Here is a 12,686-nt window from a genome sequence, read left to right on the forward strand (position 1 = left end):
GTTAAGCAAAAGTTGAACTTTTTCATTAGTTATGTTATTTAGGTATTTCAAAGCCATACTTTTTGAGGATTTTTTGGCCTTCATTCCCAGAGACAAACTCTACAAACTTCCGGGCAGCTTTCTCGTATTTACTTCCTTTTACAACAGCAATTGTTTGGTCTAAAGGTTTATAAAGATTTTGAGCAACCAGAAGATAATTTAATTTTGTATCTTTAACCAGAGATAAGGCCAAAATACCAGCATCAGTATTTCCGGTTTCCACCAGGGTTTGTGTATCCCGGATGTTGTTGCCATAGACAATTTTATCCTTTAGACGCCTCCATAAGCCTGCATTTTGGAGAGCTTCCTGCGCAGCTTTGCCGTAAGGTGCATGTTTCGGATTAGCTATTGCGATTTTTTTAATCCTAGGATTTAACAAGTCATTTAACGTATTAAGTCTAAGGGTATGGTTTTTAGCTTGAGCTAAAACAATTTTTCCTCTGGCGTAAACCTTTAGCGAATCAGAAAAAACAAGATTTTTTTTCTCCAATCGCTTGACGTAAGATTGATCGGCCGAAGCAAAAACATCTATAGGCGCACCATTTTCAATTTGCTCAGTCAAGATTCCCGAGGAGCCAAAAGAGTAGTTAACTTTAATCCCTGTCTTTTGGGTAAACCGCTGACCAATTTCTTTAAAAGCTCCTTGCAAGTCCGCAGCTGCTCCCACTAAGATTTCAACCTCTTGGGGCTTTTTACCTGAACTTTCAGTACAACCAGCTGTTAAAAAAACTGACCCTAGCGCCAAAAATGATAAAAAAAAGCCTACTATAAGTTGTTTTCGTCCAGTCATTATTTTCCCCCTTCAAAATATTTCTTAAATAATTCATTTAAATAATTGCGAGCTTCGGTACTAAATTGTTCATACTTTTTTAATAATTTTTGCCCCTCGGCAGTTACTACTGCTCCTCCGCCATTTTTCCCTCCCTTGTAAAAATTAATAATTTTTACTCCAAGGCGTTTCTCAATAGATTTTAACAACATATACGCTTTACTGTAAGCCATCTTTTGTTCGTCGGCGGCCCGTTTTAAAGAACCGGTTTTCTGCACTCCCAAAAGCAACCGGTAAGGTCCATCGCCAAACAATTTTTCTCCCTCGTCGGTTACAATCCATAATTTACTTCTTAACCGCAAACTTCCACCTCCGATATTCTAGTTTAAGAATATCGAAAAATCTTTTATTTGTAAATTATTTTTTAAAAAATAAAAAACCGCCATCTTTCGGCGGTTTAATGCTTTAAATTGTTTTCCGGGAAACAATTTAAGAGTTTTAAAATTGCTTTCTTTTCAATCCTTGAAACATAAGACCGGGAAATCCCCATTTTTTTGGCAATTTCCCGCTGGGTTTTTTTCGGATTTTGGGAAAGCCCAAACCGGTCTTCAATCACTTTCCGCTCCCGGGGCGTAAGTTTTTGGAGATTTTTTTCAATAGTTTCGGCATCAAGCATTTGCATCACCTGTTCTAAAACAATATCCCCCCGGGTGCCAAGAATATCTAAAAGAGTAATTTCATTCCCTTCTTTATCAAAACCAATCGGGTCATAAAGGGAAACCTCACCCCGGTTTTTCTTGGTGGCGCGAAGATGCATCAAGATTTCATTTTCCACGCATTTTGCCGCATAAGTGGCCAGTTTGGTCCCTTTATCGGGACGAAAGGTATCGATAGCTTTAATGAGCCCAATGGTACCAATGGAAATTAAATCTTCCGTTGCTTCCCCGGTACCTTCAAATTTTTTTACAATATGGGCTACCAGTCGTAAATTTCGCTCCGCCAGTACATCCCGGGCCTCCCGGTCACCCTGCAAAAGCCTTTCAATATAGTACGCCTCCTCTTCTTCCGATAACGGCTGGGGAAAAGCACTGCCCGCCAAATACCCAAGTAAAAATAAAAGGCCTTCCACTACCAGGGTGATAAGTGCGCCAAAAACACCCATACCATCCCTCCCGCATCCTCTTCCCTATATGATATGCGGGAAAGGTAAAAGGGTGACGGAAAAAAGAGGTAAAAAAGAAAAAATCCTGTCAGGCGGCAGGATTTTTAATTTCTAATGTTTCATCCGGTAAAAGAGGATTTTTTATCTTCTTTTTTAAACAACATATAACTCTTGGAAATTTAGGAAGTCCCTGATTTCTAGTTATAACCCTAAAGCTTTAAGCTTTTCAGCGGTAGGAATCCCTTTCTCATCCCACCCCCGAACTTTATAGTAGTCCGGCAGAAGTTCTACCAGACGGTGCTTATGCCCCTTAGAAGGTCCATGAGGGATAGGCTCCTCTAAAAGCCGCTTGGGTAGGGTATCTTCTTTTGGATCTATACCTGCTTTTAAGTTAAAAACCCGCTCTAAATTCCAGATCCGTTCCCCGGCTGTTAGTATTTCTTCAGTAGTGTAATTTTCACCAACAATGTAGTTAAAGAGGTCCCGATAGTCATCGGCACTTAAAGCAAAAGAGGTAAAGAGGCAAAGTCCCAGAGAGTCAATAACTGCGGTTAAGTCCTGGAAGAGCTTAACCCACTCAGCTTTGCCCTCTAAGGCAAAGCGGTCAATTTTTTCCGGAGACCCAAGAATTTCTGGTGAAATCAGGTAACCTCGGACGTGACAGCCGCCACGGTTGGAAGTGGCATACTGTAAGCCATGCCCTTGAATACCGCGGGGGTCATAAGCCGGAAGTTCCTGTTTTTTTACAGACATTGAAAGTTCCGGAACTCCATAAGACTCAGCTAAGCGGTAAGAGCCAAGGGCCAGTTTTGCGCCAAAACCTTCGCCAGCACCCATCTTACGGGTCCACTCAAGAACGGCTTCCACCGAGCCAAATTTTAATTCCGGACCATCTAGTTCTTCTCGTTTAATATAACCTTTTTCGTAAAGCTCCATTGCACAGGCAATAGTAGCACCCGCAGAAATAGTATCTAATCCATATTCGTTGCAAAAGTTATTGGCTTTAATAATAGCCTCAAGGTCATCAACTCCGCAATCCGCACCAAAGGCCCAGATAGTTTCGTACTCCGGACCGCCGCCTTCCTCACCATCAACTTTACAGTAGCGGCCGCACGCAATAGGGCAGCGATAACAAGGATCCTTCTTTACCAAGTATTTTTCGGATAATGTTTCTCCCGAAATCTCATCAGCATTTGGGAAATAAGATTTCTGGAAGTTGTTAGTTGGCATAACACCATTTTCATTAATAATATTTACCAGAACCGCCGTACCATAATTAGGCAAGCCCTGGCCACTAACCCCATCTTCCCGAATTTTCTTAATTAAAGACGATAAAAGTTCTTTAGTTTTTTCTGGCTCTGCAGGCACAACTTTTCCGGATCCTCTTACAACGATTGCTTTTAAGTTTTTACTGCCCATGACAGCACCTACACCAGAACGGCCAGCAGCCCGGTATTTTTCGTTCATCACCGAAGCTATGGGTGAAAGCTTTTCGCCAGCAGGACCGATAGTCAGTACCCGTGCCTTGGGATCGCCAACCTCTTCTTGAAGAAGTACCGTAGTATCAGATACAAGCTTACCCCAGTAATTCTGAGCATCTCTAATTTCAACAGTATCGTCTTTAATGTATAGGTAGCTTGGTTTAACGGCTTTTCCTTCAACGATAATTAAATCATAGCCAGCAAACTTTAATTCCGCTCCCCAAAAACCACCAGAGTTTGAACTAGCAATCGTTCCAGTAAGAGGCGATTTGGTAATTACCATGTACCGTCCCGAAGTCGGAGCAGAAGACCCTGTAAGAGGCCCGGTTGCAAAAATAATTTTATTTTCCTCCGAAAGCGGATCAACCCCGGGATCAATTTCCTGGAATAAAAAATAACTGCCAAGTCCCCGACCACCTAAAAACTTTTTGGCTACAGCCAAATCCAGGGGCTCTTTCTTAATTTCACCGGTGGAAAGGTTAACTCTCAATACTTTTCCGCAATAACCGGCCATAAAATTCCCCCTTTTAGAAATATTTAGAAAAATTTAAGTATAAATTAATAAAATTTTTTGATTTGTTTTAATTTCTTGTAAAATTATAATAAGAAATAGATGCAATTTCTAACACACTTTTGCCAAAAATAATACAGAATTGCAAAGAATGAAAAGTAATGTTTTACCTAAATTAACCCCAGATTAAGAATTTAACTAAATACTGAGAACGCTAAAATAATCGCTCATGCAAAACCTTGAAAATATGTTGATATGCAAAAATGGAACGATAACCATAAAAGACTGGGAGCAATGCGTATCACAATTAATTATATATTTTGGTGAAAGAATGATTATTTAACCATGAGATAGGCAAAATAAAAGCAAGATCATGGGGGCTCTGCCCCCAAACCCCCGAGGTTTATCGCTTTAGATTTCCCAGGGATAATTTTGGGAGGGGGGAGTTACCCCCCTATCCCCGGCAAACCATGCCAGGCGCTCAGGTTGCCCCTCGGCATTGCCCTATCCTCCTGGCAGGTAAAGCTACTTAAAGTACTGCCATTTTAGTTAGGTAAAAACCAATTACACAAAACAATTTACATTCCCTAAAACCATTTAAACTTATAATTTCTAAATTAAACTCTCTCAAATTACTCCTTGTTTCTATTTAAATATTGTTTGGCTAAAATTAAGTTTACCTTGCAAACATCTTCCATAAATTTTTTTTGGGCAAAAGAAAGAGTGGGAAGTGAAACCTCAGTAGTTACAATCACTCCTTCGGGAATAAATCTTTCCCTTTCGATTTCCATTTCCTGAATCAAGGCCCTATGCCCTACAAATACCCATTCATTTAATACCGCTTTAAATACTAATGCTCCAAATCCAATAAAACAGTTTTCTTTGATGGTTACCGGGCCGTGGACGATCGCCCCATGGGCCAAGGAGACATTGTTACCAATTCTCACTTCAGTACCCGCTAAAGCATGAATTATTACTCCGTCCTGGACATTTACATTGTTACCAATTATTATTGGACTTACCTTTCCCTTATCCGGCTCATCTGCCCTAATAACCGCATTGGGCCCAATAAAGCAGTTTTCCCCAATCTCCACCCGGCCAATTATTTGGGCAGACGGGTGAACATAAGTATTTTTGCCTATCACAGGATAGTCCCCAAAAGGATTAGAATACAACATTTTTATCCTCCTACTTATTGTTGAAAAATAGCTTTCGAGCATCCTGTTTTGATATTAATCTTCACTTGCTTTATTTTATGTTTAGTACTTTAAAAGCATGGAATTTTACTAAATCGTAAATTTCTTTAAGAGGTTTTTGCTGTTCATCGGCAATTTTTCGACAAACCTCATATTCGGGGGCTATGTTAAGGACAACATTTTGATATCGTGCTACCTTTACCGGTACCGGGCCAAATTCCGTTTCCACCGAAATAATTTCATAGGGCAACATGTATTTCTTAACCGGATAGGTGCGGACTCCAATTGAGGTCGTCTCTGCAAATATCAGCCGACAAAACTCTTCCACTTGGTGAGCATGAACCAGCAAATTGAGCAGAATCGCTGGCCTATTTTTCTTCATCTGCACTCTTTCCAAATAGACATCCATTGCACCTGCTTTTAAAAATTTGGTAATTAAATAATCATAAAATTCTGGGTTCATATCATCTATGTTAGCTTCGATTTTTACTGCTTCTCCCTGGTGAAAACCATTTTCCCTATCGGTATGTTTATAAAAACCTTTTTCTTCCCTTTTAACCCCAATATTCAAGCGCAAAACGTTTGGAATCTTTAAATCCCTTTCGCCCGCACCATAACCTATTTGGGTTACTTCCATAAGCGGCATATCTCCGTATTCCTTACAAAATGATGTAAGAATTGCCGCACCCGTTGGCGTTGTAAGCTCTGCCTCAATACCTTCACTGTAAATGGGACAGCCTTTTAAAAGTTCTAAGGTTGCCGGTGCCGGAACGGGAATTTTCCCATGAGCACTTTGAGTAAAACCCATCCCGGTGTGAATGGGTGAGGAGTATACCTCTTCTATTCCTAAGCGCCATAGCCCTATTACTGCACCAACTATATCAATTATCGCATCTTTTGCCCCTACTTCATGAAAATGTACCTTATCTAATGTAGTTTGATGGACCTTGGCCTCCGCCTCACCCAAACGGGTAAAAATTTGGATACTCTTTTCTTTTACAACCTCTGGTAACGAGCTTTCGCTTATGATTTTCTTTATGTCCTGAAGATGACGGTGTGCATGTTCCTCCTCTATTATTACATCTACTTTGGTCGCACTTATCCCTTGTTTCTTTACTTTTTTTACTTGTAGCTCATAACCATCCAATGATAGTTTAGCTAAATCAGCTTTTAATTGTTCGAAATCCAACCCTGCATCAATTAAAGCTCCTAAAATCATGTCACCACTTATTCCGGCAAAACAATGAAAATAGGCAATTTTCATGACTCAACCTCTCCCAATCGGTTTATTAAACTTGCTAAGTATCCGGCTCCAAATCCATTATCAATATTCACTACCCCTACTCCACTGGCACAGCTGTTAAGCATAGTAAGTAATGCCGCAAGTCCCCCAAAATTTGCTCCATAACCAACACTCGTTGGTACCGCAATTACCGGCTTGTCTACCAATCCGGCAACCACACTGGCTAAGGCTCCTTCCATTCCGGCTACTACAATTAAAACCCGAGCAGCAAACAGTTTCTCCTTTTGACTCAATAAACGGTGAATACCAGCAACTCCCGTGTCGTAAAGGCGCTCCACCCGGTTTCCCATAACTTCTGCAGTTATTACCGCTTCCTCCGCAACAGGAATATCGGAAGTTCCCGCACTCACCACCAATATATGCCCTCGTTTCTCCTGCTCTCCTCGCCACACTACTATTGCCCTTGCTAATTCATAATACACCGCATCCGGTATTTTTTTAACTACCTCTTCGTAAACTTCCCCTGATGCTCTTGTTGCCAAAATATTATTTTCTGATTTGTTTACCAGATTTTCCATTATTGCTACTATCTGCTCCTTGGTTTTTCCCGCGCAATAAACAACTTCGGGAAACCCCTGGCGTAATTGCCGGTGATGATCAACTTTTGCAAAGCCTAAATCATCAAAAGGTAAACCTTTTAATCTTGCTATCCCTTCCTCGACACTTATTTCTTTATTTTGAATACTGGTAAGCAGCTGGCGAAGTCTTTTTTCATTCATTGGGTTTCGCCCTTTCTTAAAAGAGGTTCATTCATACTTCCGGTTCGATAACCTTCAAGATCCAATGTTACATAGGTAAAACCGCAGTCTTTTAACTTCTCCACTATCTCTTGAGCTTTCTCTATTAATAGGGGAAATTGTTCTCTTTTTATCTCGATCCGGGCAATTTCACCATGATGTCTTAAACGAATTTGCTGAAACCCGAGCGCTCTTAAAAAGCTTTCTCCTCTATCAACTTGGTTTAATTTTTCTTTTGTTATTTTGGTTCCATAAGGAAAACGAGAACTTAAACAAGCAAAGGAAGGCTTATTCCAGGTGGGCAAACCCATTTCTCTGGATAAATAGCGAATATCGTCTTTAGTTAAACCAGCTTCTTTAAGGGGACTTCTCACTCCCAATTCTTTAGCTGCTTCCATCCCAGGACGAAAATCATTTAAATCGTCAGCGTTAGACCCATCTAAAACAAAAGCCATCCCTTCCCTCTCGGCAACCTGTAAAAGTTTTGTAAATAACTCCTTCTTACAAAAATAGCAACGATTAGGCGGGTTATTGGCAAACCCTTCAATATTCAATTCTTCCGATTCGATTATGAGATGTCGAGCACCAAGAATCCGGGCTAATCTTTTTGCTTCTTCCAGCTCAACGGCAGGGTAAGTTGATGAGGTTGCGGTAACCGCAAGAGCGTTATCTCCCAGTACGTCTCTGGCAACTTTTAAGAGAAAGGTACTGTCCACCCCTCCAGAAAAAGCAATCACGACACTCCCCATTTCTTGTAAAATATTTTGTAGTTTCTCAAGCTTGTTTCTTCTAATCTGATCCACTACCTTCTAACCTCCAATTTAGATTAATATTTAAGGCTAAATATCTTACCTTTATGTTTTTCAGCCATAAAAATTATACTACAAAGTTATAACAAATTAGTAACATATTAGCGAAAAAACCACTAAAGCAGGCCAGAGTGCTTCTAGCCTGCTTTACAATAATTATTCAATTTATTCATCATTATCGTATTCTGTTTTTATTAATTGAAATAAAAAAACATTTATTGCTTCTTTGCTTTACTCAATTCATAGGCAACATCAACTATCATATCTTCTTGGCCGCCAACAGTTTTTAATCTTCCTAACTCTATTAAAATATCACGAACATCAACTTTAAACTTTTCTGCTGCCCGCATAGCATGTAAGAGAAAGCTTCCGTAAACACCCGCATAACCTAAACTTAATGCCGCTTTATCAACAATTTGCGGTCTTCTCATTTTAGGAGCAACAAGTTCTTCTGCTACATCCATAATTTTATACAAATCAACACCAGTTTCATAACCTAACTTCGCCAGAACAGCAACCAAAATTTCCGTTTGCGAATTTCCTGCCCCTGCTCCAAGTCCTCTAGTAGTACCATCAACATACGTTGCTCCAGCTTCGATAGCTGCCAGAGTATTACCAATCGCTAGTCCTAAATTATTATGAGCATGGAATCCAACGGGAACACTAATAGCATCTTTAACCGCTTCAATGCGCTTTTTAACATCATAGGGAGTCATAGCACCAGCAGAGTCGGTAACATAAACCGCATCTGCTCCATAACTTTCAAATAATTTCGCTTGCTCCACAAGTTTTTCTGGAGGAACCATATGGCTCATCATTAGAAATCCAATAGCTTCCATTCCTAATTCCTTGGCAATCTTGATATGCTGTTCGCCAATATCGGCTTCCGTACAGTGGGTAGCAACTCGCACAACTTTTGCACCAAATTTTGCAGCCATCTCCAAATCATGAGCAGTACCAATTCCTGGCAGCAAAAGGACACCTAACTTTGAATTTTTTAGAACTTGAGATACGGCTTTTAAATAATCTTCGTCTTTTGCAGCCGCAAATCCATAATTATAGCTCGAACCACCCAATCCATCACCATGGCTTACTTCAAGTGTGTCAATTCCTGCCGCATCCAGTCCTGCTGCAATTTCTGCCATTTCCTCGGGTGTGAACTGGTGGCTTACCGCATGCATTCCATCTCTTAAGGTACTGTCAATTATTCTAATCTTTTTAGCCATTTGCTCTAACCTCCTTAGCTTGCTCCTCAGCCAGCAACTTTTTAGCTACTTCATCAGCAAAAGCTACTGCTGCTGCCGTGATTATATCAAGATTACCGGCATATTTGGGCAAATATGCTCCCTCACCTTCAACTTCAATTATTGTGGTAATCTTATCCCCATCAATGATTGGAGGAACTTTCAAGCGATAACCTGGAACATATTTCTTGATCTTCTCCACCATTTCTTCTATTGCCTCGATAATTCCAGGAGCATCTGGATTTGCTACCCGAGTGTAAATAGTATTTCGCATCATAATTGGCGGTTCAGCCGGGTTAAGAATAATTATTGCTTTTCCTTTATCGGCTCCGCCAATTTTTTCCAGTGCTTTTGCCGTAGTTTCGGTAAACTCGTCGATATTCTGCCGCGTTCCGGGACCAGCACTCCGGCTACTTATAGTAGATACTATTTCAGCATATTTTACATCGGCAATTTTGTTAATTGCATAAACAATTGGAGTAGTAGCTTGTCCGGCACAAGTAACCATATTAACATTTTTGCAATTTAATTGTTCCTCCATAGTTACTGCAGGAACACAATAAGGACCAACTGCGGCAGGTGTCAGGTCAATAGCAATTTTACCATCTTGTTCTAATAAAGGAGCATGTTTTAAATGAGCTTTGGCACTGGTAGCATCAAAAACTATTTTAATATCTTTATTTCCTAAAATTGCTTTTATTCCTTCAGCACTAGTCTTCTTTCCATGCTTTCTGGCTAATGCCAGTCCTTCCGATTCCGGAATAATGCCAACAACTGTGTCAACATCAATATATTTACTTCGCATTAATTTAAACATTAAATCCATCCCGATATTGCCAGGACCGATAATGGCAGCTTTAATTTTGTTCGACATTTGCTTCACTCCTTTGCCATATTAATTTTTAATCATTAATCAGTAAATTTTACTTTAACCGAGCCAAGAGGCCCGAAACTGGCAACAAAATGGTCATTACCAGTAACTTCATACGCTTTAGTAAACGAACCGGATAAAATAATCTCCCCTGGTTCCAAAGCAATACCAAACTCGGAAAGCTTATTGGCAAGCCAGGCAACAGCTAATGCAGGGTGCCCTAAAACCGCTGCTCCGGCGGCAGTATCAATTATCTCTCCATTTTTTTCTAATACTAACCCAACATATTTAAGATTAACTTGATCTATCGGTATTAACTTACTTCCTAAAACAACCATCGCACTGGAAGCATTATCGGCAATAGTATCCTGAATCTTAATCTTCCAGTCTTTAATCCGACTATCAATTATTTCAAATACTGGAATTACTCCTGCTGTCGCTTGCAATACTTTAGTTAAAGTAACTCCTGGGCCAACTAGTCTATCCTTTAAAACAAAGGCAATTTCCGCTTCAATCTTGGGTTGCAATAACTTAGAACGAGAAATAGCAACTTCTTCATCGCCAATCATGTCATCAGTTACATGCCCGTAATCCGGCTCATGAACTCCAAGCATTTGCTGCATTGCCCTGCTGGTTAAACCTATTTTTTTACCAACAACTTTATGCCCCAGAGCTTTTTTCTTGTCTACATTTATTAACTGAACCTGATAAGCATCCCTAATTGTAATATCAGGATAAATTTCCGTTAAAGGCTGTTCTAACGCTATTCTTTCTTGACTGGCTTTCCAGAGCGCATCCGCTGCTGCTTGTAAAGCAGTTTTATCCATATTTTCCCTCCTCTTAATTTATTTTTAATGATGTTTGAAACCTGCCGCTTGTAACTTGGCCCGCAAAACACTGGCAATTTCCTGGGCAATTTCTTCCTTGCTCTTTCCCTCATCAAGAGCCCTTATAAGCACTTCCAGAGCTAATTTAACTTCATCATGTGGCCCTGGCAGAGAGACAATTAAACTGTTTCCCACCATCCCAACAGCAATTCGCACGCCGTTTTTTTCATGGCGTCCCGTTCCTTGCTGATACTTAACAATATAAGGAGTTGCTGCTTGCGGGTCTACAAGCAAAACCCCCTCAACTGTCCTGTCTTTATCTTCAGCTCCAATACCCCCAGTAGTAATTATTACTCCGTAGCCCGAATTTACGGCATCATTTAACTTCGCAGCGATGTAATCAGCAGAATCATCCAGAATTTCTCCCTTAGTTACTTTATAACCAGCCTCTGTCATCCGCTGCATAATATACGGGGTATTGGTATCAGTAATCATTCCTCTTTTAACTTCAAAACCTGTCGGAAGAACAATAACTCTTTTCGTAATCTTCGTTTTTATCTCATCAACAATCTTTTCTGTTCTCGCTAAAACCTGAGGTACTTCGGATTCATCAAGGGAAATAAAACCCAATATGCCTTCCGAATGAATGTCAGTTTCCGGTACGATATTAACTCCAGGTATTTCCGACAGCCTTTTTAATAATTGTTGCTTTTTGCCAAATACCTGTTCAGCCTGAATTGTTTTTTGTAAAATGTCTAAAGTAATATGATTTTCCCTGACATCCACCACAAGTACTTTATCCCTTGGGATTTCAAGAACATCGGCCACAACTTCGGCAATTGTTGATAGATTAGCATTTTGTAATTTGATATTTTCAATCCACAGTTCTGTCTTTTCTAAAAGGTTAAGTTCCATCCTCTCCCTCCTTTCCTTCGCTTATTACATCTAATTTCATATCCATTAGCGGCGCATCAACTATTTCGGATCCTATATCGAGAATGTCTATCCCTAAGCCAAGGTAGCTAGGAATAGCATTTATTTTTACTCCTCCGGCAAATGCTACAAGCTTTTCTTTTCTTACTCCAAGCTCCTCTAACGTACTATTAACAATTTTAACGTCAGAAATTTTGCCTGTATCTACCATGAGCACATAAGCTCCATTTGTAGCCGCTTCAATTGCTTCCTCTTTAATGTCTTTCATTTCGCCTCTTAACTGAACTACTTTATACCTATCACTAAATACCTCAGCACTCTTTAATGCTTCAACGATACTTCCAAACATGCGAATATAATTCTTGTCCAAATATACAAAAGGAACATCAAGAATGCGAAAAGATCCACCACCAACAGCAATCGCTTCCCTTATTAATTGTTTCATTTCGGAAGGCATCTTTTTCCAGGCCCCGGAAACAATCCTGATCTTTCCTTCAGCCAAATTAATCGCCCGCCGGGTGGCAGTAGCAATCCCGGACGTTTTCATTAAATAACCCATTACTACTTCTTCCGCTTGCGTAATTTGTTTGGGATTTCCTTTAAAGCGGGCAATAACTGTTTCCGGTTGGACTTCCGTTCCCTCGGAAACAAAATATTCGATTTCTAAACCAAGTTGTTTCAAAGTATTATACGCATTTTGGGCCCCAGCAATAATCCGAGAGGACTGAAAAAGTAACATTTTTTAGGCGCAAATTGGCTTTTTATAGCTGTAAAATCTTCCTTTAAACAAATATTTATGTAGTA

Annotated in this window: 13 protein-coding genes; all 13 read right to left on the reverse strand. The window is 40.0% G+C overall.

The window, feature by feature from the left end; genetic code table 11:
* Positions 1–34: 34 nt before the first annotated feature.
* Entirely contained in the window at positions 35–829 is a 795-nt protein-coding gene (gene modA, locus cpu_RS07630; RefSeq protein WP_075859432.1) for a molybdate ABC transporter substrate-binding protein, read from the reverse strand.
* Positions 829–1,170 carry a winged helix-turn-helix domain-containing protein gene (locus cpu_RS07635; protein ID WP_075859433.1) on the reverse strand — a complete coding sequence of 114 codons (342 nt, stop codon included), beginning with the start codon at positions 1,168–1,170 and terminating at the stop codon, positions 829–831. The genes modA and cpu_RS07635 overlap by 1 nt, the downstream gene beginning before the upstream one ends.
* Before the next feature lie 95 nt (positions 1,171–1,265).
* Positions 1,266–1,970 (reverse strand): RNA polymerase sporulation sigma factor SigK, encoded by a 705-nt coding sequence (gene sigK, locus cpu_RS07640; RefSeq protein WP_075859434.1) that lies wholly within the window; start codon positions 1,968–1,970, stop codon positions 1,266–1,268.
* Positions 1,971–2,171: 201 nt separating this feature from the next.
* Positions 2,172–3,965 carry an aldehyde ferredoxin oxidoreductase family protein gene (locus tag cpu_RS07645; protein WP_075859435.1) on the reverse strand — a complete coding sequence of 598 codons (1,794 nt, stop codon included), beginning with the start codon at positions 3,963–3,965 and terminating at the stop codon, positions 2,172–2,174.
* 629 nt (positions 3,966–4,594) lie between these two features.
* Positions 4,595–5,140, reverse strand: a complete 546-nt coding sequence (locus cpu_RS07650) for a DapH/DapD/GlmU-related protein (protein ID WP_075859436.1) — start codon at positions 5,138–5,140, stop codon at positions 4,595–4,597.
* A gap of 70 nt (positions 5,141–5,210) precedes the next feature.
* Positions 5,211–6,422 (reverse strand): nickel pincer cofactor biosynthesis protein LarC, encoded by a 1,212-nt coding sequence (gene larC, locus cpu_RS07655; RefSeq protein ID WP_075859437.1) that lies wholly within the window; start codon positions 6,420–6,422, stop codon positions 5,211–5,213.
* Positions 6,419–7,180, reverse strand: a complete 762-nt coding sequence (gene larB / locus cpu_RS07660; protein ID WP_075859438.1) for a nickel pincer cofactor biosynthesis protein LarB — start codon at positions 7,178–7,180, stop codon at positions 6,419–6,421. The genes larC and larB overlap by 4 nt, the downstream gene beginning before the upstream one ends.
* A complete protein-coding gene (gene larE / locus cpu_RS07665; protein ID WP_075859439.1) occupies positions 7,177–8,001 on the reverse strand; it encodes an ATP-dependent sacrificial sulfur transferase LarE in 825 nt (274 codons plus the stop codon). Before larE ends, larB begins: the two co-directional genes overlap by 4 nt.
* A 221-nt stretch (positions 8,002–8,222) precedes the next feature.
* On the reverse strand, positions 8,223–9,233 hold the full coding sequence (gene dmpG, locus cpu_RS07670) for a 4-hydroxy-2-oxovalerate aldolase (RefSeq protein WP_075859440.1): 1,011 nt from the start codon (positions 9,231–9,233) through the stop codon (positions 8,223–8,225).
* A complete protein-coding gene (locus cpu_RS07675) occupies positions 9,226–10,125 on the reverse strand; it encodes an acetaldehyde dehydrogenase (acetylating) (RefSeq protein WP_075859441.1) in 900 nt (299 codons plus the stop codon). The genes dmpG and cpu_RS07675 overlap by 8 nt, the downstream gene beginning before the upstream one ends.
* A gap of 35 nt (positions 10,126–10,160) precedes the next feature.
* Complete coding sequence (locus tag cpu_RS07680) at positions 10,161–10,949, reverse strand: 2-keto-4-pentenoate hydratase (protein ID WP_075859442.1); 789 nt, start codon at positions 10,947–10,949, stop codon at positions 10,161–10,163.
* Between the two features lie 24 nt (positions 10,950–10,973).
* The gene (locus cpu_RS07685; RefSeq protein ID WP_075859443.1) at positions 10,974–11,864 is read right to left on the reverse strand and encodes a molybdopterin-binding protein; all 891 of its coding nucleotides are present in this window, start codon (positions 11,862–11,864) and stop codon (positions 10,974–10,976) included.
* Entirely contained in the window at positions 11,854–12,621 is a 768-nt protein-coding gene (locus tag cpu_RS07690) for a beta/alpha barrel domain-containing protein (RefSeq protein ID WP_075859444.1), read from the reverse strand. The genes cpu_RS07685 and cpu_RS07690 overlap by 11 nt, the downstream gene beginning before the upstream one ends.
* Positions 12,622–12,686 lie beyond the last annotated feature (65 nt).

It is taken from the genome of Carboxydothermus pertinax (genome assembly GCF_001950255.1).
Lineage (GTDB): Bacteria > Bacillota > Z-2901 > Carboxydothermales > Carboxydothermaceae > Carboxydothermus > Carboxydothermus pertinax.